The 24,371-nt window shown below is 35.4% G+C and carries 26 protein-coding genes; 4 read left to right on the top strand and 22 right to left on the bottom strand.

Annotated features, from left to right (window positions below; genetic code table 11):
• Positions 1 to 14 precede the first annotated feature (14 nt).
• The 6 genes from DEU40_RS06970 to queG all read right to left on the bottom strand — a co-directional run bounded on the left by DEU40_RS06970 (position 15) and on the right by queG (position 4,920).
• Positions 15 to 1,103 carry an efflux RND transporter periplasmic adaptor subunit gene (locus DEU40_RS06970; RefSeq protein WP_110009172.1) on the bottom strand — a complete coding sequence of 363 codons (1,089 nt, stop codon included), beginning with the start codon at positions 1,101 to 1,103 and terminating at the stop codon, positions 15 to 17.
• Between the two features lie 60 nt (positions 1,104 to 1,163).
• The gene (locus DEU40_RS06965) at positions 1,164 to 1,415 is read right to left on the bottom strand and encodes a hypothetical protein (protein ID WP_146207833.1); all 252 of its coding nucleotides are present in this window, start codon (positions 1,413 to 1,415) and stop codon (positions 1,164 to 1,166) included.
• Between the two features lie 375 nt (positions 1,416 to 1,790).
• Positions 1,791 to 2,243, bottom strand: coding sequence for an SRPBCC family protein (locus tag DEU40_RS06960; protein ID WP_110009170.1), 453 nt, complete (start codon positions 2,241 to 2,243; stop codon positions 1,791 to 1,793).
• A 46-nt stretch (positions 2,244 to 2,289) separates the two neighbouring features.
• Positions 2,290 to 2,934, bottom strand: a complete 645-nt coding sequence (locus DEU40_RS06955) for a murein L,D-transpeptidase catalytic domain-containing protein (RefSeq protein ID WP_110009169.1) — start codon at positions 2,932 to 2,934, stop codon at positions 2,290 to 2,292.
• 3 nt (positions 2,935 to 2,937) lie between these two features.
• Positions 2,938 to 3,621: a TIGR02117 family protein gene (locus DEU40_RS06950; protein WP_110009168.1), complete on the bottom strand. Its 684-nt coding sequence runs from the start codon at positions 3,619 to 3,621 to the stop codon at positions 2,938 to 2,940.
• Between the two features lie 360 nt (positions 3,622 to 3,981).
• Positions 3,982 to 4,920, bottom strand: coding sequence for a tRNA epoxyqueuosine(34) reductase QueG (gene queG / locus DEU40_RS06945; RefSeq protein WP_110009167.1), 939 nt, complete (start codon positions 4,918 to 4,920; stop codon positions 3,982 to 3,984).
• 164 nt (positions 4,921 to 5,084) lie between these two features.
• Between queG and DEU40_RS06940 the strand changes: the two genes are divergently transcribed.
• Positions 5,085 to 5,384, top strand: coding sequence for a rhodanese-like domain-containing protein (locus DEU40_RS06940; RefSeq protein WP_047377132.1), 300 nt, complete (start codon positions 5,085 to 5,087; stop codon positions 5,382 to 5,384).
• Positions 5,385 to 5,411: 27 nt separating this feature from the next.
• Positions 5,412 to 6,032, top strand: a complete 621-nt coding sequence (locus DEU40_RS06935) for a hypothetical protein (protein WP_110009166.1) — start codon at positions 5,412 to 5,414, stop codon at positions 6,030 to 6,032.
• Between the two features lie 69 nt (positions 6,033 to 6,101).
• On the opposite strand, the gene DEU40_RS06930 is transcribed toward DEU40_RS06935, so the two are convergent.
• From DEU40_RS06930 to DEU40_RS06865, 15 genes are all read right to left on the bottom strand, one after another.
• A complete protein-coding gene (locus DEU40_RS06930) occupies positions 6,102 to 6,872 on the bottom strand; it encodes an alpha/beta fold hydrolase (protein WP_110009165.1) in 771 nt (256 codons plus the stop codon).
• A gap of 14 nt (positions 6,873 to 6,886) precedes the next feature.
• Entirely contained in the window at positions 6,887 to 7,831 is a 945-nt protein-coding gene (locus DEU40_RS06925; protein WP_110009319.1) for an NAD(P)H-dependent flavin oxidoreductase, read from the bottom strand.
• Between the two features lie 167 nt (positions 7,832 to 7,998).
• A complete protein-coding gene (locus DEU40_RS06920) occupies positions 7,999 to 9,366 on the bottom strand; it encodes a peptidylprolyl isomerase (RefSeq protein ID WP_110009164.1) in 1,368 nt (455 codons plus the stop codon).
• 86 nt (positions 9,367 to 9,452) lie between these two features.
• Positions 9,453 to 10,376, bottom strand: a complete 924-nt coding sequence (locus tag DEU40_RS06915) for a PfkB family carbohydrate kinase (protein ID WP_110009163.1) — start codon at positions 10,374 to 10,376, stop codon at positions 9,453 to 9,455.
• Positions 10,377 to 10,403: 27 nt separating this feature from the next.
• The gene (gldD, locus tag DEU40_RS06910) at positions 10,404 to 10,961 is read right to left on the bottom strand and encodes a gliding motility lipoprotein GldD (protein WP_110009162.1); all 558 of its coding nucleotides are present in this window, start codon (positions 10,959 to 10,961) and stop codon (positions 10,404 to 10,406) included.
• A gap of 44 nt (positions 10,962 to 11,005) precedes the next feature.
• The gene (gene mutY, locus DEU40_RS06905; protein WP_110009161.1) at positions 11,006 to 12,040 is read right to left on the bottom strand and encodes an A/G-specific adenine glycosylase; all 1,035 of its coding nucleotides are present in this window, start codon (positions 12,038 to 12,040) and stop codon (positions 11,006 to 11,008) included.
• 250 nt (positions 12,041 to 12,290) lie between these two features.
• On the bottom strand, positions 12,291 to 12,425 hold the full coding sequence (locus DEU40_RS22755) for a hypothetical protein (protein ID WP_262510395.1): 135 nt from the start codon (positions 12,423 to 12,425) through the stop codon (positions 12,291 to 12,293).
• A gap of 7 nt (positions 12,426 to 12,432) precedes the next feature.
• Positions 12,433 to 13,431 carry a hypothetical protein gene (locus tag DEU40_RS06900; protein WP_110009160.1) on the bottom strand — a complete coding sequence of 333 codons (999 nt, stop codon included), beginning with the start codon at positions 13,429 to 13,431 and terminating at the stop codon, positions 12,433 to 12,435.
• 21 nt (positions 13,432 to 13,452) lie between these two features.
• Positions 13,453 to 13,998 (bottom strand): hypothetical protein, encoded by a 546-nt coding sequence (locus DEU40_RS06895; protein ID WP_110009159.1) that lies wholly within the window; start codon positions 13,996 to 13,998, stop codon positions 13,453 to 13,455.
• A gap of 47 nt (positions 13,999 to 14,045) precedes the next feature.
• Positions 14,046 to 14,996, bottom strand: a complete 951-nt coding sequence (locus DEU40_RS06890) for a hypothetical protein (RefSeq protein ID WP_110009158.1) — start codon at positions 14,994 to 14,996, stop codon at positions 14,046 to 14,048.
• On the bottom strand, positions 14,993 to 16,087 hold the full coding sequence (locus tag DEU40_RS22345; RefSeq protein ID WP_181397940.1) for a hypothetical protein: 1,095 nt from the start codon (positions 16,085 to 16,087) through the stop codon (positions 14,993 to 14,995). The genes DEU40_RS06890 and DEU40_RS22345 overlap by 4 nt, the downstream gene beginning before the upstream one ends.
• Positions 16,088 to 16,094: 7 nt before the next feature.
• Positions 16,095 to 17,690 (bottom strand): hypothetical protein, encoded by a 1,596-nt coding sequence (locus tag DEU40_RS06880; RefSeq protein WP_110009157.1) that lies wholly within the window; start codon positions 17,688 to 17,690, stop codon positions 16,095 to 16,097.
• A 195-nt stretch (positions 17,691 to 17,885) separates the two neighbouring features.
• Entirely contained in the window at positions 17,886 to 18,344 is a 459-nt protein-coding gene (locus DEU40_RS06875) for a hypothetical protein (protein WP_228406458.1), read from the bottom strand.
• 78 nt (positions 18,345 to 18,422) lie between these two features.
• Positions 18,423 to 19,784 carry a DUF5458 family protein gene (locus DEU40_RS06870; protein ID WP_110009155.1) on the bottom strand — a complete coding sequence of 454 codons (1,362 nt, stop codon included), beginning with the start codon at positions 19,782 to 19,784 and terminating at the stop codon, positions 18,423 to 18,425.
• A gap of 20 nt (positions 19,785 to 19,804) precedes the next feature.
• Complete coding sequence (locus tag DEU40_RS06865; protein ID WP_228406457.1) at positions 19,805 to 20,251, bottom strand: type VI secretion system contractile sheath small subunit; 447 nt, start codon at positions 20,249 to 20,251, stop codon at positions 19,805 to 19,807.
• Between the two features lie 352 nt (positions 20,252 to 20,603).
• Between DEU40_RS06865 and DEU40_RS06860 the strand changes: the two genes are divergently transcribed.
• Positions 20,604 to 21,650 carry a hypothetical protein gene (locus DEU40_RS06860; protein ID WP_110009154.1) on the top strand — a complete coding sequence of 349 codons (1,047 nt, stop codon included), beginning with the start codon at positions 20,604 to 20,606 and terminating at the stop codon, positions 21,648 to 21,650.
• Positions 21,651 to 21,711: 61 nt separating this feature from the next.
• On the opposite strand, the gene DEU40_RS06855 is transcribed toward DEU40_RS06860, so the two are convergent.
• Positions 21,712 to 23,808, bottom strand: a complete 2,097-nt coding sequence (locus DEU40_RS06855) for a M13 family metallopeptidase (RefSeq protein ID WP_110009153.1) — start codon at positions 23,806 to 23,808, stop codon at positions 21,712 to 21,714.
• Positions 23,809 to 24,045: 237 nt separating this feature from the next.
• Here DEU40_RS06855 and DEU40_RS06850 point away from each other — a divergent pair.
• On the top strand, positions 24,046 to 24,371 hold a 326-nt coding region (locus DEU40_RS06850), incomplete at its 3' end, for a transposase DNA-binding-containing protein (RefSeq protein ID WP_262510394.1).

The following is a 24,371-nucleotide window of genomic DNA, read 5'->3' as shown; positions in this document are numbered from 1 at the left end:
AAGATTATGAAAGGTTAATACTTCTTTTTGATTTTGATGATATCTCCATCTTTTAAAGACTGAGTTCCTTCATAAATGATTAAATCTCCTTTTTTAAGACCACTTTCCACCATATAAGAATCTCTCAGGGTAGTTCCGATCTTAATATTGGTCATTTTCACTTTATTCTGTTTATCCACAACAAAAACATAGGTCTTATCCTGAATGGAGAAGGTCGATTTCTGTGGAATAAGGATCGCATTATCCTGCTGTTCGGAAATGATAAGCTTCCCGGAAGTACCGTGTTTGATCAAACGGTCCGGATTCGGGAAAAGCACTTTATATCGAATAGAACCTGTAGTTCTGTCGATTTCCCCTTCGGCTGTTTTCAAAGCTCCGTTGAACTGGTAATTGACTCCATTAGGCAGCGTCAATTCAATTTTTTGATGATTTCCAATTTTATCGTTAGCTAAAAGTTCAAAGTATAAGTTTTCAGGAATGGAGAAATAAGCGTACACTTCGTTCAGTTGTGAAAGTGTGGTTAATAAAGTTCCGTTTTCCACTAAACTTCCGTCTTTATGAGGAATAACGTCAATCACTCCATCAAAAGGTGCTGTAATTCTTGTAAAGCTTATTTTCTGAAGAACGGTTCTTTTTTCTGCATCGGCAAAGGCATGTTTTGCCTTTGCTGAAGACAGTTTTGCCTTTACCATTTCCAGCTCGTTATTGGCGACAAATTTCTTGGCATGAAGACTCTGAATCTGCTTCAGCTCTACTTCTGCAATACGAACGTCTGCTTCAGTCTGTTTTAATGCTGCATTGGCTTTCAGAAGTTCCATTTGCAGCTCAGCATCATTGATTTTAAATAAAGCCTGTCCCTGCTGAACAAACTGTCCCTCGTTGACATAGATATGCTGGATAATACCTCCGATTCTGGAACGCATTTCAACATTTTTTTTAGCCTGGATATCGGTGACAAACTGGTTGCTCACCAATGTATCTTTTTCCTTGATTTCCAGTACAGGAACTTCTTTATCTTTTTGATTGTTTTTTTTCTTGTCTTTACTGCATGACACAGCGAATAATGTTGCAAGAATGCAAATTATTACAGTTTTAAAATACATTTTTAAATGTTTAAGTTATAAGATTTCCGTTAAAATGATTTGGCATTCAGAAACTTAAACCTAATACAGCTGGAGGAGATGGAGAAAGGATTTAACGCCACAAATCGTGGAAACCGCAATCTCAGGAAGGGAAACTTTTGGAATAACTTTTAATATTCCTGAAAAATCTGCAATGGCAGAATCATTTTTTTTAACTGAATGTTTTACAATTTTTGAAGCAGCAGGCAGCGCATGCGTATTCATATCTGCTTCCTCGTAAACATCCAGAACATGAATGTTGGTTACAGGAGGAACATGAGGGATATTTCTCAATGATTTTTCCGCCCAATTCGAATTGAAAAGGGAAAAAACCAGTATGATATAAAATAAGAAAAATGACCTCAGACCTGCCATGTCAATCAGAATACTTTAGTTTTTCAGTAAAAACGATAGTTGTGCAAAAATAGGGATTTCTACTGGAAAATCCGGCCATGGAATTGTTAAAAAAACTTAAACAATTAGTGAATAATTCTGCTCATTCGTATTTATATTCATACGTAATGACAATACAACGCAAAGTCTATTCATGCAGTCTGTTATTGCGTAGGAATCCAACTTTTAAAATTCTGAATGAAAAACGGGATTAGGTTTTGGCCAGATGAATTTTGGCTTATTTTTAACGGGCTAAAGCCCGTTCCTATTGAATACTTAGAACAGTTTACTCAATACTCTGAAACGATAATCAAAGATGTATTCCAGTTTCTTTTTCACGAAAAGACCGTGGGCAATTTCACCTAAAAATCCCATGGGAAGTTCATAATCTATGGTGTCTCTCATCAGAACCCCTTCGGCATTGGGAATAAATTCATGATGATGGTTCCATAATTTGTACGGTCCTTTTTTCTGAAAATCAATAAAGCTTTTCCGGAAGTCTACATGGGTAATCTCAGTCTGCCACTTCATTTTAATACCGAATAACGGAGAAACGTAATAATCGATGAGCATCCCTTTATAGATTTCATCGTTTTCCATTTCCGTTAATACAATAAAGCCCATATCCTTCGGGGTGATTTCTGAAAGATTGTTGGCTGAGGAAAAGAATTTCCATGCCGTTTCTATATCACAATTGAGCTGTTGTTCGCGGAAAAGGGTATGTTTCATAAGGTGGAATCAGTTAACACGATTGTTATGAAACAAAGGTAAAGATTTAATTATAGATCCACATCAGTACAGGTTTTCCCGATTTCTGAATCATCGGATCAATTTCTTTCATGGCGTTATTGGAAACAGTCGGGCAGCCCCATCCTTCGGGAGATCCGTCAGGAAACACTTCCTCATCGCTCATAAGATCCCAGGAATGAAAGACAATATATCTTTTTAAAGCATTGCTGTTGGTTTCTTCAAGGCCGTGCATAAGGTATTTTATATTGATTCCCCAATCGCTGTAGCCTCTTCCTTCCAATTTATACTTTCCTAAAGATGAAAGGTGGCTTCCATCTTCATTGCTAAAACCCGGATTGGCTTTAGAATTATCTTTACTCCATGAATTGGAACCGCAGCCATGTCCTACCAGATATTTCTTTGATATTTTATTATTTTTAAAATCCCAGATAAAAAAACGGTTAACACCGGAATGAAGGCTCATATCAATAAGAATGCAGAAGTCTTTGCTGAGGTTCTTTGAATCACAGAATTCCAATGCTTCTTCCGCTTTACTTTTTATTTTGGAAAGATCGGCTTCAGGCTTCTTTTCTGCCGCCAGAGGTCTATTGGTTATTATTGTATTGCTGTTCCTTTCCTGGGAACATGAACCCACCAAAAAGATAATGAACAACAGATAAATCCTCTTCATGTATTATTTATAGTGTTGAAAAATTCCAAAATCTGAGGGGGTCCAAAGTGCGGCTTTTTGTCCTGCAGCTTTTAAAGCGTTATTGCTCCAGGTATTGCAGGTATAAAGAAAGCTGTACGTTCCTTTTGCATCATAAAAGGCATCATTATCACCGTATACGGCATCTGTTGGAATCAACATGAAGTTTCCGTTCTGGTCTCTGTCAAATTTATCTTCTACAAATTTTACCAGATTCTGGTATTGATTTCTGCTGATCATGATCATTTTACAGTCGTCGCCTTCTTTCATCGTATTATAATAGGTACAGTGCATTGCGGAATCACTTAGCCAGAATGCAGCTTTTATGGCTGTTGAAAATTTCAGATCTGCCCAGGTAGGAGTATCAAGATAAAACCCTTTGTCTCCCCATCCTATTCCTATATACTGATAATCTGTTTTTTTTGATTTTGTATTGGCAAAAGGAATTTTCCGGCTCCAGTCCTGAAGGTCATTTTTTACAGGCATTACGATATCGGTATGCACTCCATTGGTGTAAATATAGATTGGGATTTCTTTCTTCTGTCCGTCATCTTTTGCAGAAACGGGAATATAGGGAATCAGCAGCCCAAGGATTACGTAAATAATCACAATTCCTAAAATAATTCCTAGCACTTTCAGGATATACATTAATATCGTTTTCACAGTCATGTTTTTTAACAAAATTTAATCTTTAATTTTTAGTAAAAGTATTTGTTTTAATCGAAAAAATGGCTATATTTAGTTACGAAATATTCATAAATATGCGTAAAAATACTAAATCCCAAAAAAGATTTAAAATAAGAGTAAAAACTGCTCCTAAAAGAATACAAAAAAGACGTTGATTTTCGGTGAGATTCTGATCTCCTGAAAATCAATTTTTCTTTATAGGAAAGGCTTTTTAAGAAACTTATTGATATAAATCTTCACCTCCTTAAAGCGAAAAATTTAAGGAATGGTCAATTATCAGCTCTGGTTTGGAACTTCAAAAAATTCCAAAAGAGGAATTGTCACCGAAAGTTCAGAGAAAAATCAGTCGGAAGTCTTCTGTAAAAACTCAATATTTCTCTTGAGACCAGCAAACTTGGTTCGTTTTACGGGAGATTTTCTGAAGATTTCCGAGAAAATTTCCTGGGTAAGTTCTTTCCACTCTCCTTTCTTAAAGTTTTTCAAGGCTTCATTGGGCTGGAAACGGCTCTGTTTATTGGGCGCAGAGAATCTGTTCCAGGGGCAGACATCCTGACAGATATCGCAGCCAAACATCCAGTCTTCCATTTTATCCTTAAAATAATCCGGAATTTCATTTTTGAGTTCTATGGTTGCATAAGAAATGCATCGGCTTCCATCTATAATCTTTTCAGAAACAATGGCATCTGTGGGACACGCATCGATACATTTTCTGCAGCTTCCGCAATGATCTGTAGTGGCATGGTCAGGGATCAGCTCCAGATCGCAGATGATTTCGGCCAGAAAATAAAAAGAACCGCTTTGTTTGGTAATAAGGTTGGCATTTTTCCCTACCCAGCCTATTCCTGACTTTTTCGCCCAGGCTCTTTCCAGAACCGGCGCAGAATCTACAAAGACACGAAATCCAAATTCCCCTATTTCTTCCTGCAGCTCTGCAACCATTTCACGGAGTATTTCTTTGATTACTTCATGATAGTCTTCTGCATAAGCATATTTTGAGATTTTAAAGTTCTCCAGCGTAGAAATTTTTTCTTCAGGAAAGTAATTGTAAGAAAGTGAAATTACAGATTTTGAACCTTCTACCAAAAGTCTCGGATCAAGTCTTTTATCGAAATGATTTTCCATATACTTCATTTCGCCGTTATAATTATTCTTCAGCCATTTTTCAAGATGGGGAGCTTCTTCCTCCAGAAAATCAGCTTTGGAAATGCCACAACTCTGGAATCCAAAACTTTTTGCCCTGGATTTTATGAGTTGGGAATATTTTTCAGCGTCTGCATTCATTAATTTCACACTGCAAAATTAAGATTATTTTATCAATCTTCAGATTTCTGCCAAAGTACATCCCACTGATGGTTCTTTTCTGAAAAAATTATGTTTTAATTAGGATTTTTTTCAAAAAAAAAATACGTAATTTCGTTTCTAATTTAATGTTTAAACCAACAACTATGTCTTTAATAGAAGTAATACAATCAGGAAACTATGAATTAATCGACGTTCGTGAGCCAATGGAGCTTGAAATGGACGGTAATATAGATGGTGCCAAGAATATTCCTTTAGGTGAAGTAGAAGACAGACAGGATGAAATCCTATCTATTGAAAAGCCTGTTATCTTATTCTGCAGAAGTGGAAACAGAAGCGGAAAAGCATTGGATTATCTTAACGCTCAAGGATTAAAGGACGGTTACAACGGCGGAGGCTGGGCCGAGCTGAAGGCTGTTCTGGAAGCAAATCAGGGAACTTTTTAAAAGTTCCTTTTTTTATATCTTATTTCTATGAATCTGAAAAATTATTTTGAAACGCTTTGTTCTTCTTTCACCGAAAACAAACAGCTGATCGACAGCCTGTGGAACGAACTTGAAACCAGATATTCTGAAAAAGGCAGACACTACCACAATCTTCTTCATCTTGAAAATATGTTCAGTGAACTTGAAGCTGTGAAAAGCGATATTTCAGATTTTACAGCCATTTCTTTCTCCGTGTTTTACCATGACGTTATCTACGATGCTTCTTCTAAGTCTAATGAGGAGAAAAGTGCGGCCAAAGCAGAAAAAAGGCTTGGAGAACTTCATTTGAACAAAGACAGAATTTCACTCATTTCTGCGCAGATTCTGGCAACAAAATCACATCAACGTTGTGATGATGAAGACACCAATTATCTGCTGGATGCTGATCTTTCTGTATTGGGAAAGGATTTAGAAAACTATCTGGAATACACTCAGAATATAAGAAAAGAGTATTCCATTTACCCTGATTTTCTGTATAAACCGGGACGAAAAAAAGTGCTCAAACATTTCCTTGAACTTAAAAGTATCTTTAAAACAGAATATTTTAAGGAAAAATATGAAGCCCGGGCAAAGGAAAATATTGCGGCTGAACTTCAGTTATTGAAATAAAAATAGATCAATCTGTTTATTTAACAAAACAAAGACACCCGTTAACAGGTGCCTTGTTGATATTGTATATTAGAAATATTTGCTGATAAATCCGGCCGCTTTCTCCAATACAAGCTCAGGTACTTCTTTATGCGGTGTATGGCCTATATCGGGAATGATATATTTTTCCGAACTTCCACTGACCTGAGTAACTGTTTTTTCTACCTGATCCAGTGTCCCGTATTCATCAGCCTCTCCCTGAATAAATAACAACGGCGCTGTAATATCTTTCAGGAAATACTCTATATTCCAGGTTCTGTAATCATCCCGTGTCCAGGTTTCTGTCCAGGCTCTGAAAAGCATTTCTACTTTATCACCATGATATTTCTGTAAACGTTCCGGAAGATTGGTCGTTTTGTAAGCTTCCCATGCGTCGTAAACTCCTTTTAAAGTTGTTTCTTCTACAAAAATATGACCAGCTTCACAAATAACGGCTTTTATTCTTTCGGGATATTTTGCAGCGGTGATCAAAGCAATTGTTCCCCCATCACTGTGCCCAAAGAGAATCGCGTTATCAATATCCATTTCAATCAGTACATCATTCAACAAATCTGCTTCCAGTTCCATATAATGTACCGGCCGCTCATGAGTAAGCATAGGAAATGATTTACCATAGCCTAAACGGTCATAAGCAAGGGTATTGCACTGTGCTGCTTCAGACAGTTTTGCCGGAAAATCTCTCCAAAGCTGCACAGATCCTAATGAATCATGCAGAAAAACAATCGTAGGCCTGTCCCGAAGCTGATTATTGTGTTCGATATATAATTTTTGTCCCTTTACATCTATTATCCTTCCTTCCATCGAATAAAATCATATTAAAAAACCGGCATTTTCGTTTCTTCAAATTCTTTTAAAAGATGGCTGAAAACAGTTTCCACCGGAAGAATTTCATCAATTAAAGCAGAAACCTGGCCTATTTCAAGTTCTCCCTCTTCCATATCTCCTTCAAACATTCCTTTTTTTGCTCTGGCTCTTCCTAAAGAGGCAATTAAAGCGTCTTTATTTCTTCCGTTCACATAAATATCTTCCAGCTCATTGAAGAATTTATTTTTAACCATTCTTACAGGCGCCAGCTCTTTCAAAGTAAGATGAGTATCTCCTTCCTGCAGTTCCGTGATTTTCTTTTTCCAGTTTTCATGGGCACTAGCTTCGTGGGTAGCAGCAAAACGGGAACCGATTTGTACACCATCTGCACCGAGAATCATTGCAGCCTTAATTTGTGAACCTAAAGCAATTCCTCCGGCAGCGATTAACGGTTTAGAAATATGTTTCTTTACATTCGGAATAAGACAGAATGTGGTGGTTTCATCTCTTCCGTTGTGGCCTCCTGCTTCGAAACCTTCTGCAACAATGGCATCTACTCCGGCATCTTCACATTTTACAGCGAATTTGGTGGAAGAAACGACGTGAGCTACTTTTATTCCTTCTTTCTGAAGGGTTTCCGTATAGGTTTTCGGGTTACCGGCTGATGTAAATACAATTTTCACTCCTTCTTCAAGAATGATCTGAATGATTTCCTCAATATTAGGATATAACATCGGTACATTTACTCCGAATGGCTTATCCGTTGCCAGTTTACATTTCCGGATATTTTCTCTCAGGATATCAGGATACATACTTCCTGCTCCGATTATTCCCAATCCTCCACAGTTGGAAACGGCAGAAGCAAGTCTCCATCCTGAATGCCAGATCATACCAGCCTGGATAATGGGATATTTAATAGTAAAAAGGTGTGAAATTCTATTGTGTGTGGCCTCCATGTCATGAAGTTTTTTTGCAGCGTTAAAATCTATAAAATTGCTCATGCGTAAAAATACTAAAAACAATGGTTTTCCGGGAAATATCTGTCAATATTTTCCATCGTGGATTTTCGCCTTTACAAAGTTCGATGATAAAAAAACCTTCAGAAATTCTGAAGGTTTTGATTTTATTTTGTTAAGGATTGTTTCTTCCAGTTAGACTTAAAGTTACAGCTGTCGTAACGTCCGTCAATTGAAATAAAGGTTGTCGGCAACTTGGAGTTGACAAACTTTTCAACCATTTCACTTTTCTTTTTATTCAGTGCCATCTGCTTGATTCTGCTGAAATCTGTTTCCAGCGTAATCTGATGAGAAGGAATCACATCTTCCACTTTGATGATCTTGATTTGTTTTCTTTTGTTCTCTTCATCTTCAAAAGCAGTAGTGATATCACCTTTGTTTAAACCTGCCAATTCGTAGCTGATTGTTCCAGGGATACTTTCTCTTTCAATTTTATCAGAACCATCAGCTCCAGGAATGATCCCTGCGTTGAACTTTGTTCTTTTATCATCTGAGAATTTAAAAGCGGCATCTTTGAATGTCATTTTACCATCGATAATAAGACCTCTGATACTGTCTAATTTTGCTTTTGCAGTTTTGATCTCATCATCAGTAGGAACAGCTTTCAACAAGATGTGTCTTGCATCATATACTTTACCGGATCTTTTCACCAACTGAATAATGTGGAATCCGAATTCAGATTCAACAGGATCTGAGATTTCATTTTCCTGGAGGTTCAATGCAGCAGCTTCGAATGGCTTCACCATCTGCCCTTTATTGATATTTTTATATAATCCTCCGTTGGCTGCTGACCCTTCATCTTCAGAATAAATTCTTGCCTGGCTTTCGAAAGTTTCCCCTCCGATAATATCCTGCTTGATTTTTTTCAGTCTGTTGATAAGGTCTTGTTTGTGAGCTTCTGTAAGTGACGGGTAGATCATAATCTGAGCTAAAGTAACTTCATCCTTTACCTGTGGCAGCTGTGTTTTATACATATTGTAGAAATCAGTTACCTCATTTGGAGTTACGTCTGCTTTATCAGTAACTCTCTGGTATTTCGCCTGTCCGTAATACTGGTCTGTATCTATTTTTTCAATAGCATTTTTCAGTTCATAAGAGTTTCTGAACTTATAGGCTGCAAGCATTGTTTTTTCATCCGGAAACTGAGAAAGCATCTGACGGTATTTTGCATTAGCTTGTTCTTTGATGGCTGCAGAACGGTTTTCAATTAACGTATCTTTTTTGGCTTCGTATACGAGAAGTTTATTGCTGATAAGGTTTTCCAGGAATTCACATTTGTCTGTGTTGGCAGCTCCCTGTTGTTTACCATAATTCATCTGCTCGATTACATCAGATTCCAATACAATCTCATCCCCGATAACAGCTGCAATACCATCCACCAGATCTCCTTGTTTTAGCTGGGCATTCATAATATTTGAAGAGAATATCATGATGAAAATCCCAAGAAGAAAAGTGATTTTTAGTTTATTTGTCATTTTACTATTTTAACAAGTTGCAAATTTAGAATTCTTAACGAATTTCACTCAATTTTTTATTATAAATATTTCTTAAAAAGACTTATTTATTGCAGTTCAACATCAAATGTTGTCAATTCTTTGAATTGTCTCAATCTGCTGAACATATCAGCTTCATTTACTTCCTCTATCCTTTCTGTTCCGAATTTCTCTACGGTGAATGAAGCCATTGCAGATCCTACGATAAGAGCAGACTTCATCGTTTCGAAATCAATTTTTCCTTTCTTAGCAAGATATGCCGCGAAACCTCCTGCGAAAGTATCTCCTGCTCCTGTAGGATCGAAAACATCTTCTAACGGAAGTGCCGGGATAGCAAATACTTTATTATCATGGAAAAGTAGAGCTCCATGCTCTCCTTTTTTGATAATTACATATTCAGGACCCATAGTGTGGATCTTTTTAGCTGCTTTCACTAAAGAATATTCTCCTGAAAGCTGTCTTGCCTCTTCATCATTGATGGTAATAACATCTGTTTTAGCAATCATATCCATTAAGATATCCCATGCAGAATCCATCCAGAAGTTCATAGTATCAAGGATAACCAGCTTAGGACGGTTGTTCATTTTTTCAAGTACAGATAACTGAACTCCAGGGTGTAGGTTTCCAAGTAGTAAAATTTCGGCATCCTGCATTGAATCCGGGATTTTCGGATCAAAGTTCTCCAACACGTTTACTTCTGTAGCCAAAGTATCTCTTGTATTCAGATCGTTGTGGTATTTTCCGGACCAGAAGAATGTTTTTCCTTCTTTCACGATTTCAATTCCTTCAATGTTTACATCTCTGTTTGTGAACATATCCAGATGTTCCTGTGGAAAGTCTCCTCCTACTACAGAAACAATTCCGGATTTAACGCCTAAAATTGATGAAGTGATCCCGATATAAGTGGCTGCACCTCCTAAAATTTTGTCCGTTTTACCAAATGGTGTTTCAATTGCATCAAATGCAACACTTCCTACAACTAAAAGTTTCATATATTTTTCAATGTATATTAAAAGTAATTATTTTTTCCATTCAAAAGTGTCCAGCAGATGTTTCATATCATTTTTGATATAATTTACTGCAGGCGCAAGGGAGTCCGGTTTCGGTCTCGTATTAAAGTATAAGTAAGCAGTTACGAAGTGTTTCGTACTGTCTGTAATGTAAAACTGAAGATTGGAAGCGCTCTGCCCTTTCAGTTCATAGAAGTTCCCGTATACTTTCTTTTCAGGGTATTCGAAGGATTTTGTATCTATAGAACTGGCTTTGATGGTATGCTCATACACCATTTTTTCAGCTTCCTTGATATGGTCAGCAAAGTCGTTTTGTATCGGATAATAAGTAACGAAAAGCTTAGCTTTCATTTTCGGATAGTTCAGATAAAACCAGCAAGGTTTTTTGGCTGGCGTTATGGAAGCAAAATCCGAATACTCAAAGGTATAGGCGCAATCGTTTTCAAACTTCTGGTATTTCGGTGCGGGATATTCAAGACGCAGTTCTCCATAAGGTTTTGGTGAAGGGTCTTTTCCACATGAAATTAAAAGCAGCGATACAAAAATAAAAATGACTTTTTTAATCATTTTGCAAAAGTACAAATTAGATTTCAGATTTCGGAAGACAAATTTCAGTCTTTCAGTGCGTTTTGAATGTAAATTTCCAAAGGCTTCGGAAAGGATTTTTCATGAGAGCCTTCAAGGTCTGTAATCAGGTATTGATTTTCAGTGATAAAATCATTCCATTGTTTTTCTGAAGTAACCTCGACATTCCAAATTCCGATGCTTAAATTCTTATGAGTCAGTTTATGGGTAACTGTTTTTGAACCTGTAATGAAGGGTTCCATATCGGAAGGAATAGCTGTGGGAAATTCAAATAATTTCTTCCATATGAAGTCATCTGCTCTCTGACGGATCAGAAACTGTCCTTTTCTGTGAACAAAATAATAAGTCAAAGCAAGATCTTCTGCTTTTACTTTTTTCGTTTTTACAGGATAATCTGAAATTTTTTGCATGGAAAATGCCAGACAATCTTCATTTACAGGGCATTCTCCGCACAACGGATTTTTGGGTTTACAGATTTCCGAGCCGATATCCATCATAGCCTGATTAAAGTCTCCTACATTTTCCGGCATTACCAGGGCGGCCAGTTCAGAAAAATAGGTAAACGCTCTTGAATTTGAAATATCAAAATCATCGGCAAAAAGACGGCTCAGAACACGGTAGAAATTTCCGTCAACGGCAGGCATTCTTCCCCCGAAGCAGATGCTTGAAACAGCTGCTGCAGTATATTTCCCTACTCCTTTCAGTTTTAAAATTTCTTCATATTCGTGAGGAAAGACACCCTGATAATCGTTCATGATCTGCCGGGCCGCTTTATGAATATTGATGGCTCTTGAATAATATCCCAATCCTTTCCAATAGAGTAAAACTTCGTTTTCTTCAGCTTCTGCCAATGTTTTTACATCGGGAAATCGTTTAATGAAATTATTATAATGATTCAATCCCTGATTGATTCTCGTCTGCTGAAATACAATTTCACAGATCCAGATTTTGTACGGATCTTTTGTCTGTCTGAAAGGCAGATCTCTTGCATTATTTCTGTACCACTCCAAAAGCCTGTTTCCTATATGAAGGAATTCTGAACCTGTTCTATTTTTTTCCAAAAACCAATCTTATTTTAAATCATTGAAGAGATGATTTTCTCTTCATCCTGAACATTGTTTCTATGCTGCAAAGATAGGTTTATTTTATTTTTCCTGTTTTTGATGTTGAAGGAGTTTTTTTGTGAATCCGTTATTGTATAACTTTTTTACTCTTATCTATTCCTACTATTTGCGTATGAAAAAAAGATAAATAATTAAAAAGTTCTCATCAGGATATATAGTTTATGAACTAGTTGATATTTATTAGGATTTATTGATAATCATCATCTTGGGGTGAAGTTGTACTCTCGTTTTCTAGGCCACCGCTTTCAATATATTTTTTTAAATATGGATAACCAAAATAGTTGTGTTTTTTTAAAATATCTAGTACTTCAGGGTGATTCATTGTGCTTTTATTTTGAAGGTAGAACAATGTAGTTCCAAGAATCCGTATTTAAACCTTTATAGTTGTTGAATGCAGGGATTTCTATATTGGATATATTTGCTACAATTTCAGCCTTTTCATCAGGTGAAAATAGAGATTTTATACTGTCATTATAAAGTATACCAATCACATAATTTGATAATGCAGAGACATATTTATCATTATTTTTAGTTGTGTTTTTTTCTATATACTTAAGTAAGTTTTTTCTAATACTTAGTTTTCCTTCACAATTTTTTACAAATAAAATATTTCCTATTTTTTGAGAGGATTCTGGCGTTTCTTTGGAATATTCTTGAAATAGATCATTTAGAATTACTTCATTTATTTTATCCTCTTTATCAAAGCCAAAATTTACAAGTAATATTTTTAAAAAATCCTTGTCATTAGCTAATAACCAAGCCAAGTCTCCTTTACTGTTGTTAAATAAATATTTGTTTCTAGCAATAATAGTTTGATTTAAATTTACTTTCAAATTATTGTTTTTTAACTCCACAATATCATTTAAAAGAGGCAGATCTGTTAAAATTTTAAGATTGGGATAAACATATATATGATCATAAGTGTAATCAAATTCTGTTTGTTTAATATTTTGTTCCTGTGACGAATTGACAAAATAAGTAGTGAAATTTTGATGCTGCTTTACTGAGGTACATGAACAATCTTCCTGTGTTTCAAAAATATCCTTAATTTGCTTTGAAAAAAAGCTGTTTTCAGGTACTTTATAACCATTTTCTTTCAATCCTTGTAAGGTTAACTCTCCACCTAATTCTAAATCTTTATCTATTAGCTTATACTGATTTGATGTATTTGTGTCATTTTCAGAAAGCTCAATTTTTTCTTGAAGCCTCATATGTTTTTTTATAAAATCTATATCATTATTTATATTTTCAACTGTTGTATTTTTCTCTTTATTTTGACAGCAAATAAGACTTGTTGCTGAAAAGAAAATGATTACAAATTTTTTCATTTTTTATTATTGCTAAATTATTTATTCTGATAGGATTTTATCCAAATCAAGCTGTTTGAGCAATATTTTTTCAGAGATCTCTTTTTGCATCCATTCTTCCTCACCTGTTTTCGCACTTGTTCCTAAAGTTGCGATGAATAATTTTTCAATAAATAAATCATTATTCTTGAAAAAAACGGGCATAACAATTTTTCGAGACGTATTTTGATACTGATCTGTGTAACCTAAAATTAAATTGAAGATTTGTTTGTTTTTTGTATTAGTATCTATTTCTATAAAATCACAGTCAATGTTTTTTGTAAAAAATACTTTATTATCAGTTTGCGCTTTTAAAGTATAATCATTTGTATTTTTTTCTATAATAATGAGATCATTTTTATCACTTTTATTAAAGTTAACTCTATAACTTTTAGTTTGTGTTGAATTTGAATTAAAAGAAGAAGGTAGATCTTCTTCATCAATATTTTCTTTTAAATTTATTTTATCACTATTAATGGCTTTCGTATTATTTTCTTTACAACTAAAAAAGAAAATGAGAGGTACTACAGTTAAAACGGGTTTCATCATTGTCCATTTATATTAATTTTCAAACATTTGGAAACAGTAAGGATTATTTATTTAATTTTTTGTAATGGGATTTCATTATTTCCGGGGTTGATAAAATATATGGGATTTCCTGAAATAAAGTAATTGTCGTCTGATTTTTCAATGTAAATAACTCCCATCTCATCAGAAGAATCATTATATTTTATTTTAATTTTTTGATAATTAATTTCTTCAGCCTTTAATTTAGAATATTTATTTGTTGTTCCTTCTTCAGTAATATCCATAGAAATATCTTCAAGGGAATTTATTATGATGTTAAAAATAGTTTTTACTTCGTCTCTATTTGAAGCTTCAAAATGATATTTTCCTTTCCAAAAATCAATACTTGTTTTCGTAATATTATTATCTTTTGAGAAAGATTTTTGTTGTACTGAAGATATTTTGCCTGAAGAATTTATTTTATAATGTTCCCATTTTTCAACATTTACTCCAGATTCATCTTCTACGATATCTAATAAATAAATTTCATTTTTATCAAGATAATAATATTTTGTTTTTACAGTTAATGCTTCTGAAAAATTAAAAGATTGGTAAATAACAATCGAGTCAGTTATTGTTTTATTTTTTTCAATATACAATGTCGTTTGGTAACTTAAATCTGCATTATTGCTTTTAGGAATATTATTTTTAATAAATAGTTCTATATTAGAAGCCAGTTTTCCAATAATGTTTTTTTTATTTATTGAGTTTAATTTTTCATAATTGAATTTGATTTTAGATAGGGTACATTTTGCATCATCTTCTTCAATTTGTTTTTCTGATCTATTAAAAAAAGTAGTTTTTAATTTACAAGTAGGATTGATAGAGCTGACAAAATTCAAATCAGAAATTAACTTATCACCATTCCAATTTTTATCAATGGATATTTCTTGGGAGAAAGATGGTTTTGAAACATTCTCTTGCGCTTTTTTGCAAGAAAAAATACTTAAAAAAGATAATAAAATAATTAGGTTTTTCATTTTTCTTTAATTGTTTTTATAACACTACTATTAAAATTTCCAGAATGCAAATGACTATTGTGAAGGCTTCCCCCATTACCAGCTCTTTTTAGCTTCTGACAGTACTCATTTATACCCTTTAAAACCTCTGTAAAATGGAAAAATATTGCACTATCTATTACCTTTTGATCTTGCTCAACAATACCTAAATAAAGTGTATCTACACTTCTTCCATTACAATGTTCCTGACTTGGAAAGCTTGAGCCTTCAGAAAAACAACTACCTGTTGTAGTTAGTTTGTATCCAGATTTAGCTAAATACCCAATAAATCCAGCAAAAGAATCTGCTCCAGTATATCTTCTTTGAGTTTTTGAAAAGCTATAAGCAATAGAAACACCATCTTTTTTATAATTTAAACTATCTGGCATTTTAATTAATTCAACATTATTTTTTCCCGCTTTATATAATAGCCAAATGATTCCTTTTTTAGGATGAGTTCCGTATTCTGCAATATCTCCATTTTCATATTTTACACGTCTAGATGTATTTCCTTCAGAAACATATTGATCAGAAAGAACTTTTGAATGAGTAGGTTTAGTGTTATAAACTTGTCCAACACCCTTTTCTTTAGTCGTATGCCAATCTACAGTAGTTATTTCATGCTCATTTCCTATTGAATCATGATAAACATATTTATATCTAGTTTCATTTCCTTCCTTTATTTTTTTAGGAATATGTTTTTCGATTTTATTATCATGATATATATGATAAGTTACAATATCTTTTGCATTAATATTATCACTTTTTGTACTATTATTGCCGCATGTAAAAGTCTTTGTTTTATTAGATCGTCCTAATTCTTCTACTTCTTTCAAAGCTTCTTCGAATTCCCAAACATAGGATTTTCCCTCTTTACCTTTATAAAATTGCTTTTTGCCATTTTTATCAATCCAAAATTCGTGTGTCTCTCTTTTGAACATTGAGTTGTCATCATATGCATCTTTCGTACTATCATAAACAACATAATTTTTTTCAGAAGCATGGGCTGTTGAATTTGGATAGTTTACAGCTAAGTAAAGAGCAGTTCTATTTTTTAATAGATTTTTATACATTTTTTTCTTAAAAATGTTTTTCAACGTAGTCTAATTGTTGTTCTGCAGTTAATGACATCAAATGAGTTCTTGTTGTTCCAATTTCCTCTGCTGCAGCTTTTCCAAATTGTATTAATCCAATATATTTGTATTTACTATTTTCATCAGGATTTTTCCTAAAAGTACCACATTTAGGGCTAAATGAATATGCTGATTCTAGAGCTATAATTGTCATTAGCCAATTTGCCCCTTCATAATTTTCTTGTGGTAGTTCTAAATTTTTAGCAATTTGCACTACTTTCTTTCTAAACTCACAACTTACTTTTCCTCCCCATACTAAATCTTTATACTGTTCCTGACATATACAACTTCCTGGTTTATCTGGGTTTTGCGTATTCTGTACTCCCACCGCACTCTTCACCTTCTCCACCTGCATCAGTCCATCCGAATTTACCCCAAATTTCTGAGATTCTGCAGAAAGATCTTTGGAGATAATTTCTATAAAATAGTTTTGTGTATAGGAATTCAGATTGCCGATAGGAAAGCCTATTCCTTTTTCAGAACTCACTTTTGTAATGATAAATCCTGAGGTATCGTATACATCGGCAGTAATTTTAATCATTGCACTTCTATAAACTTCATGAGTGGATGTGGAATCATATTTCCAGATAACATATTGGATGTGTTTTCCCACCATATTCTTGGAGTGAATTCTTACCCTTGCTTTATCTCCTACACCTACTTTCGAGAGCTCTTTTCCTGTATCATCTATGAAAACCGCTTCTATAATATTACCTTTAGGATCAGGTTGTTTGGGACCACCTTCTGGTCCGACAGGAAATTTTGGTGTATGTTTCTCAGGCTGCGGCTTAGGTTGATTTTGAGGCTGGCCCTTATAATCAGGGTTGGCTACCTCTACATTCACCTGGCTGGCTCCCAGAATTTTCCCGGAGTAGGTGGCCGTAACATAATATTCATGATTCGGTCCTTCATTTCTGTCTCCTTTCATCAGAAACCGATTGGCCATCTGACGAAGGATTTTTTCATCAGACATTAAATGAATAGATACTTCCGCAATTCCTTTTTCATTGACGCGAGCCTTGTAGCTGCGTGTGTGACGGTTGTTTTTGTTAATACTGACATCGTGCCCTTTCCCAGGAGCGTCATCTTCCCAAAGGTGAAATTCAATTTCTTTATTAAACATCGCGATGCAGTGAGCCTGCGCAATAAGAGTATCACGGTAGCTGGCTGTATTGAAATCTTTTGCTCCTCTGTTAAAGAGGACTACTTTATCAATCTTCGGAACCTTGTTACTGATAGGAACAATTATAAGGCTGCCAGCAAGTTCCTTGGTAACGGGAAAACCAGGTAAAAGCCCTTTTTTAATCTCATAGACTTTTATTTGAAATTCTACTCCCAGCGCTATTTCCCCAAAGTTGTATGTTACCTTTTCACCGGTCTTTGGTTTTCCGGTGATGTCTTTCCAGCTTCCGTTTTTTTGTTTCTTAAAAAGATACCATTCATAGTCTCCATTCAGTACGAATGAAAGTCCTGAAGGCTTTATTTCGTAGGAACACACTGTTCCAACCCGAGGATTCTGATCCCCGGCAATATTCCCTGTCATGGCTGATAGAATTTAAATAGCTTTCAGCTGAAAGCCATAGAGACAGGTATTACTTTTCAGATTAAATTGTAGGAGAGGATGAAGGATTATATCCTCATACGGGGTTACATTCTTTTTCATTTTGTTTTTGTGTTTGTTCAAAAACAAAAGTAAAAAAAATCATGATATAGTGATATAAAAAACTTGAATTTAAAGTTAATTTTTCTCAACTGAATATACCGGAGCCGCTTTTAACCACTGATACTTAAGGTTTCTATCTTTGGCTATAAAACGATACCCTTCAAGCTTCTTCAGATACACATACATAGAATCTGTATTTTTGATCTTTAATTTGTATTGAGATAAAAACAGCATTGGCATATCTAGCGTAGAATCTCTTACTGTTTTCAATACTTTTCCGGATTTTACTTTATAGAGATAGAATGATTTTCCGCGGCCTTTTGAACTGTCTGCCAGTTTTACCTCTGAACTTGCGATAACGAGCTCACTTCCATCAAAACATTCATCTTCATTCATGATGTATGCTTTTCCTTCCTGACGTTCCTGTGCGAAGAGATCATTTTCGTAAGTGCCCGGACTTTGGTATTTTTTTTCACAACTTATCAAAAGAAGTATTGATAACATTGGTAAACCAATGATAAGTTTCTTATTCATATTCAATTTCATAGGTGTTGGTTGAAAAAAAACCGATGTAATATTGCATCGGTTTTTGTTATCTAAAGTACGTTTATGTTACTCCTGAGTATATTCTGCATCCCATTCGTTACCATCATCTCCTTTGTGTCCGTCCAATTTAATAACGAAACTTTTTGTAGGGAAATAAGGGGTCATACGGATATCCAGCCATACTCTGTCTTTGTTTACTCTATCCTGCTCGAAACGAACAATTTTGAATTTCTCAATCAACTTGTCCGGTCCTTTGATGTTATCCAGGAATGTTACAATCTGTCTTCTCAAATCATCCTCATTCTTAGCATTCCAGTTTTCGAAAGCTCTTCTGTTAAGGAAATCAAGTAATACTTTAGTTACATAGTCGAATACACGAACTACGGAATACGTCTGAAGACCGATATTGTCTCCTGTAAATAAGGTCTTCGCTGAGAAAGCCATAATTTTTCCGTATTCGTTAACCATTGGTACAAGACCCATTTTTTCAAGCTGAGAAATTTCACTTTTCTTAAGCTCGAATTTTACAGCGTCTACTTCGTTGATGTTACCATGTTTTTTACCTGCTGCTACCTGAGACATCAGTGTTTTATGGATTTTTCCTGCTAATGACGTGGAAGGTGGAAGTTCTACGTTTTCTTCTTCCCCTACTTCTTCAGCTTTACCACGTCCTACCAGCCAGTTACACGTCATGATAACGTTACTTCTGTGAAGCTCACCTCCTGTAAGGTTGGCAGAGTGGAATAAGTCTACTACATCATCCGGCTTATCAAGGTTGGCGAAGTCTGTAACCATCATTACTTTGTTTTCGTTACAGATTTTTGCCCACTTCTCGATGACCTTGTTTGATCCTAAATATCCAGGTATGGCAAGGATTGAGTAGTTATCTCTAAGGTCAAGACGGTCATAATAATTTTTGAATTCTTCTGAAATAGCATCAATGAACAGAGGATTATCCAGATCGGAAACCTGCTCAAGGCTTGCATTGACGATACTTACGTTATCCACTTTATCCAATTCCGTATTTTTGTAGAATTGGGCTACTGTTCTGTAGTTGGTTTCCAGCATACGAACAGCATCCAGTGTATTTTTTAAGTTTTTCTTTAAATTCTCGTCGGCCTGTTGTGCTTTACTTTTGCACGTATCAGCCATTTTATCAGCAGATTCGCTACCTTCTAAAAGGTTTATCCAAAGGTTGATCTTCTGAAGAAGTTCTTTTCTTTCTTCTGCTTTATTGCTGTCATTCAGGAAGATTTCTTTTCTTGCCTTTCTTGTGGGGTTCATATTGGCAATACCGTCTACAACGGATTCAACAAAGCCAAATCCTCCCATTTTATTGAGCTCTGCAAGCGGGTTGCCCTTCGGCTGCCCTGCGTGTTGCTGCTGACCCTGCTGCTGGCTTTCTTGTGCCTGTAATTTGCTATCCATGATTTAATGTAAGTCTTTAATTATTTTTCAAGTTCTTGTGCCACTTCTTTCAATACCTCTATGAACGCCACTCTTGTCTGATCGTTCTCCAGCATATTGCGTAGAATTTTGTTTGTTTTCAGCTGACGTACTATTTTATTGTACTGCTCCTGTTCCATGCTCAATTGCTGCAGATAATCTGACTTCTGAGTAAGGCTTTTAGGGGTAAAGTCTCCAAGGTTTTGAAAACGGAATTCTTCTTCTACCACTCCACCATCTTCTGTTTCGTGCTGTACCGATACTGAAGGCTGGAAATGTCTGAAAACGTCTTCCACTGTTTTTAATCCTGTTACGATTTCAGGGGTATAAGACTCTTCTGTTGTAAGCTGGCTTACTATCAGTGATTTATTTTCCTGTATTTCCTGAATAGCTTCATTAGCGTCTACTTTTACCTCGTTTCCGCCAACACCATAATTAAACATTGCCATATTATTGTTATTTTGAGATTTACTATTTTGGTTTGGATCTGTCCTTGAGTAATTTACCGATGAATCAAATAAATTACCAATCCAATGTTTAAATTTAAAAAAAAACTCTAACATACAAAATTTTACTAAGATTTTTCTTGGATCATCAAAATTCTTCTGCATTTATTCAACATAAAATCACCGTATTACGATATCACTAAGCTATGAAAAAATAAATAAAGTCTTCCAAGAAAAATCAAATAATTTTTCGTTCGCCGTACTCGTTACAAAATGGTAAAATGAATGTTAAAATAAGAAATCCTCAAACTTTACAAGAAAATATTCTTTATATTTAAAGAAAGTGAACAGTGTTATGAAAGATGTAAAAATAGCGTTCAGAAAACCGATATTTCCAGTTTCAGAAGCATTACAGCAATATTTGGAAAAATACAACAGAACCACCAAAATTAAGTTTCTGTATGAAGATCTCTTAAGATTTAATGACAGTGTAAGTATTCTGGATAAGGAAGGAAAAGATACCTTATGGCTTGGAGTACTGTATTCTGAATATGAGTTTAAAGAAATAGAAGCTAATTTAAATAAAATTTACACCCTCCTTCATTCTGATGGAGATACCGCTACGCTACCTTATCTGACAGTAGATACCATCGATTTTTGTACTTTCGGAAATTCAAAACCTTTCCGGATCCGGGTGAGAAATGTACTGAATGATAATTATACCTATTTTTATATTAAACAGGCTGATGCTTCCCGGATATTCGGGCTGGAACTTGAGGATCTGCTTTCTCCCAACCGGATTAACTTTCTGGTGTATAAAAACACTCTGATTGAAGAGCATATCTTAGGAATTCCCGGGGATGTCTTTATTCAGAAACATCTGCCCAACTGTACAGAACTGGAAAAAGCACAGATCTCCAAGGAATTCGTGAAATTCAATGAACGCTGCCTCATCGGACTTCTTGGGGACATGCGTTCTTATAATTATGTGGTGATTCCCATCCATGATTTCGACCAGGTAATTTACAGAATCCGCCCCATCGATTTTGATCAGCAGACTTATGAGGGAAACCTGAAAGTATATCTTCCCCAGTATTTCAAGGAAAACAATCAGATGGTGAATATGGTTCTGGAAAAACTGAAGCCAAGTTCTATCGAACAGTACCGCAAGGAAGTGCGCTCGCAGATCGTAAAAAGAGTTACGAGCAGCCAAAACAGATTTTATGAGCTCATTTCTATTATGAAAAAAGACAATATTGCGCCGGAAGCCAATGTTATCGAGTTAAGAACAGCTTTGCAAAAGCTTACCTATGATGTTAATTTCAAGTACTGTAAAACCATGGGTGACATTATGGAAACCGGAATCAAGTTTGTGCTCCGGAATTATAAGAGAGAATATTAAAAGAAAATCCATCTCAAGCAATATGAAATGGATCTTTCTTTTCTAACAATTTAAGGTAAAATTACCAGATTTTTATTCTGTCCTGAGGAGCTTTATACATTTTGTCTCCCGGTTTGATATCAAATGCTTTGATGAATGAGTCCTGATTGACCAACGGACCAAATGCTCTGAACATTCCCGGAGAATGAGGATCGGTTTTCACCTGGTTGATCATATACTGATCGGTAGCTTTCGTTCTCCAAACTGTTGCCCAGCTCATGAAAAATCTCTGATCCTGAGTAAATCCACTGATCTTTCCGGGGTTTCCTTTATCTTTTAAGTACATCTGAAGGGCATCATAAGCCACTGCTACTCCACCTAAGTCACCGATGTTCTCACCGCTTGTAAACTTACCGTTCACGAAGCTTCCTTTTACAGGTTCGTAAGCACTGTACTGAGCGGCTAACTGGCCTACTTTTGCATCAAAGTTTTTACGGTCTGCATCCGTCCACCAGTTATTCAGGTTACCATCTCCATCGAAACGGGAACCGCTGTCGTCAAATCCGTGAGAAATTTCGTGACCGATTACGGCTCCGATTCCTCCGAAGTTCACTGCAGCATCCGCTTTAGGATTGTAGAAAGGAGGCTGAAGAATAGCTGCCGGGAATACAATTTCGTTGTTTGATCCGCTGTAGTAAGCATTTACAGTCTGTGGAGACATTCCCCATTCTGTTTTGTCAACCGGTTTTCCTACTTTATCTAAACTTCTCTGATACTGCCATGCAGCAACATTCTGAAGGTTTGAATAAAGCGTAGCTCCTTCTTTTGGAGATTCTACTTTCAACTGTGTATAATCTTTCCATTTATCCGGATAAGCAATTTTTACGGTAAACTTGGATAGTTTTTCCTGAGCTTTTACTTTGGTTTCCGGAGACATCCAGTCTATATTGGCAATATGTGTTTTGAATGATTTTAAAAGATAATCAATATACGTTTCCATCTGCTTCTTAGCTTCAGGAGTGAAGTATTTGTCAACATACAGTTTTCCGAAAGCTTCTCCAAGAACACCATTGACAAGGGTAAGCCCTCTCTTGTTCATTGGACGCTGTTCTTTCTGGCCCTGTAAATATTTGGCATAGAAATCAAATCTGATCTGCTCTAAATTGTCATCCAGGTTGCTTGCGTTTCCGTTGATGATATGGTATTTCAGATAGTCTTTCAGCAGAGGAAGGTTTTTCTGGGTAATGAACTGATCCATATTCTGGTAATATTTCAGTTCTCCAATGATCACTCTGTCTGTGTTTACACCTGCATCTTTCAGGTATTTGGCAAGATCAACGTTTTTCACAAGATCTGATAATTCAGATACATTTTTAGGGTTGTATCTTAAGTTGGCATCTCTGTTCTGCTCAAGTGTCAGCAAGTAATTGGCAAGCTGTTTTTCAAAGTCTACCACATTCTGTGCAGCCTGAGTTGTATTTTTATATCCTAAAACTCCGAATAACTTTCCAACATAGGTTTGATATTCCGCCAGTGTTTTTGTATTGGCATCATTTACTTTCTGATAATAGTCTCTCCCCAAACCAAGATCCGGACCACCAAGATACACCGCATTCATCTTGGAATTCTTCATATCAGCACCTACTCTCCATCCGTAGAAAGAATTATCTCCTAATCTTGTAGCTTCCAAAAGGTATTTCTGAAGATCAGCAAGAGTCTTAATAGCATCTATTTTGGCAAGATCAGCTTTAATCGGTGCCAGACCTTCCGCATTTCTTTTATTCGTATCCATAAAAGAAGCGTAAAGATTCTGGATTTTCTGCCCTTCTGATCCTGCAGGGTATGATTCTGTAAGGATTTTGTTCAAAATATCTAATGAAGCATCATCTACATTTTCTCTCAAAGCATTGAAAGATCCCCAGTTGGCTTTATCGGAAGGAATCTGAGTCGTTTTCACCCAGTTTCCGTTCACATAGCTAAAAAAGTCATCCTGTGGACGGACACTTGTATCCATATACGATAAATTAATTCCCTCTTCTTTTGCTTCTTCTTTTACCGGTTCGGCTACTTTTGCCGTAGCTTCAGTTTTATTCTCTGTCCCTGCAGTCTTAGCTGTACCACACGAATTAAGAAATACAATACCTGAAAGGGCAAGTATTCCAATATTTAGCTTTTTCATTAAAGATAATTTTTGATTTTACACAAACTTATCAAATATACAAACTTTAATGATATGTAGTGAATGATATTTATATATGGCTGAAAATTGAAAATTTGGATTAAAAGTTTAAGGTTTGAAGTTATTATGTGTAGAACCACCCCGTCAAAAATTCTTTGAATTTTTGCCACCCTTCCGTAGGACTATCGTGTGGACACAATTATTCCTAGTTTTATACATTTATTGTTATTTAGTATTATGACAAGAAATTTCAGGGAATTAGCCGATAAACGTTTACTTAAACGTGGCAATAAAATTTTAGATGATTTATTTTCCAAAAGCGTTCATTCGATTCGCCGTTTAAGTGAAGATGAAGCTTCCGCCAAGGGATATTACCGTTTTCTTCAGAATGATCGTGTCAGAGAAGAAGACCTGATCCGCAATATGTCTTATAACTGTATTGAAGCCTGTCAAGGCAAATATGTGATCTGCATTCAGGACACTACTGAAATTAATCTTTATAGTCATAAAGGGAGAATAAAAAAAGACCACTTTATTGGCACGACCACCTCCAAAAAGGATCT

This window comes from Chryseobacterium sp. AG844, assembly GCF_003182335.1.
Lineage (GTDB): Bacteria > Bacteroidota > Bacteroidia > Flavobacteriales > Weeksellaceae > Chryseobacterium > Chryseobacterium cupriresistens.
Note: the sequence above shows the minus strand (reverse complement) of the source record. Positions and strands in the feature narration are given on the sequence as shown.

Bases quoted from the DNA above. Each gene is read 5' to 3' on its own strand.
- DEU40_RS06955 (WP_110009169.1), bottom strand. From the start codon at position 2,934: ATGAAGAGGATTTATCTGTTGTTCATTATCTTTTTGGTGGGTTCATGT.
- DEU40_RS06880 (WP_110009157.1), bottom strand. From the start codon at position 17,690: ATGACAGGGAATATTGCCGGGGATCAGAATCCTCGGGTTGGAACAGTG.
- DEU40_RS06940 (WP_047377132.1), top strand. From the start codon at position 5,085: ATGTCTTTAATAGAAGTAATACAATCAGGAAACTATGAATTAATCGAC.
- DEU40_RS06950 (WP_110009168.1), bottom strand. From the start codon at position 3,621: ATGACTGTGAAAACGATATTAATGTATATCCTGAAAGTGCTAGGAATT.
- DEU40_RS22755 (WP_262510395.1), bottom strand. From the start codon at position 12,425: ATGAATCACCCTGAAGTACTAGATATTTTAAAAAAACACAACTATTTT.
- gldD (WP_110009162.1), bottom strand. From the start codon at position 10,961: ATGATTAAAAAAGTCATTTTTATTTTTGTATCGCTGCTTTTAATTTCA.
- DEU40_RS06920 (WP_110009164.1), bottom strand. From the start codon at position 9,366: ATGACAAATAAACTAAAAATCACTTTTCTTCTTGGGATTTTCATCATG.
- DEU40_RS06895 (WP_110009159.1), bottom strand. From the start codon at position 13,998: ATGATGAAACCCGTTTTAACTGTAGTACCTCTCATTTTCTTTTTTAGT.
- DEU40_RS06865 (WP_228406457.1), bottom strand. From the start codon at position 20,251: ATGGCAATGTTTAATTATGGTGTTGGCGGAAACGAGGTAAAAGTAGAC.
- queG (WP_110009167.1), bottom strand. From the start codon at position 4,920: ATGAATGCAGACGCTGAAAAATATTCCCAACTCATAAAATCCAGGGCA.
- DEU40_RS06890 (WP_110009158.1), bottom strand. From the start codon at position 14,996: ATGAAAAACCTAATTATTTTATTATCTTTTTTAAGTATTTTTTCTTGC.
- DEU40_RS06900 (WP_110009160.1), bottom strand. From the start codon at position 13,431: ATGAAAAAATTTGTAATCATTTTCTTTTCAGCAACAAGTCTTATTTGC.
- DEU40_RS06870 (WP_110009155.1), bottom strand. From the start codon at position 19,784: ATGGATAGCAAATTACAGGCACAAGAAAGCCAGCAGCAGGGTCAGCAG.
- DEU40_RS06935 (WP_110009166.1), top strand. From the start codon at position 5,412: ATGAATCTGAAAAATTATTTTGAAACGCTTTGTTCTTCTTTCACCGAA.
- DEU40_RS22345 (WP_181397940.1), bottom strand. From the start codon at position 16,087: ATGTATAAAAATCTATTAAAAAATAGAACTGCTCTTTACTTAGCTGTA.
- DEU40_RS06970 (WP_110009172.1), bottom strand. From the start codon at position 1,103: ATGTATTTTAAAACTGTAATAATTTGCATTCTTGCAACATTATTCGCT.
- DEU40_RS06915 (WP_110009163.1), bottom strand. From the start codon at position 10,376: ATGAAACTTTTAGTTGTAGGAAGTGTTGCATTTGATGCAATTGAAACA.
- DEU40_RS06875 (WP_228406458.1), bottom strand. From the start codon at position 18,344: ATGAATAAGAAACTTATCATTGGTTTACCAATGTTATCAATACTTCTT.
- DEU40_RS06960 (WP_110009170.1), bottom strand. From the start codon at position 2,243: ATGAAACATACCCTTTTCCGCGAACAACAGCTCAATTGTGATATAGAA.
- DEU40_RS06925 (WP_110009319.1), bottom strand. From the start codon at position 7,831: ATGGAGGCCACACACAATAGAATTTCACACCTTTTTACTATTAAATAT.
- DEU40_RS06930 (WP_110009165.1), bottom strand. From the start codon at position 6,872: ATGGAAGGAAGGATAATAGATGTAAAGGGACAAAAATTATATATCGAA.
- DEU40_RS06855 (WP_110009153.1), bottom strand. From the start codon at position 23,808: ATGAAAAAGCTAAATATTGGAATACTTGCCCTTTCAGGTATTGTATTT.
- DEU40_RS06860 (WP_110009154.1), top strand. From the start codon at position 20,604: ATGAAAGATGTAAAAATAGCGTTCAGAAAACCGATATTTCCAGTTTCA.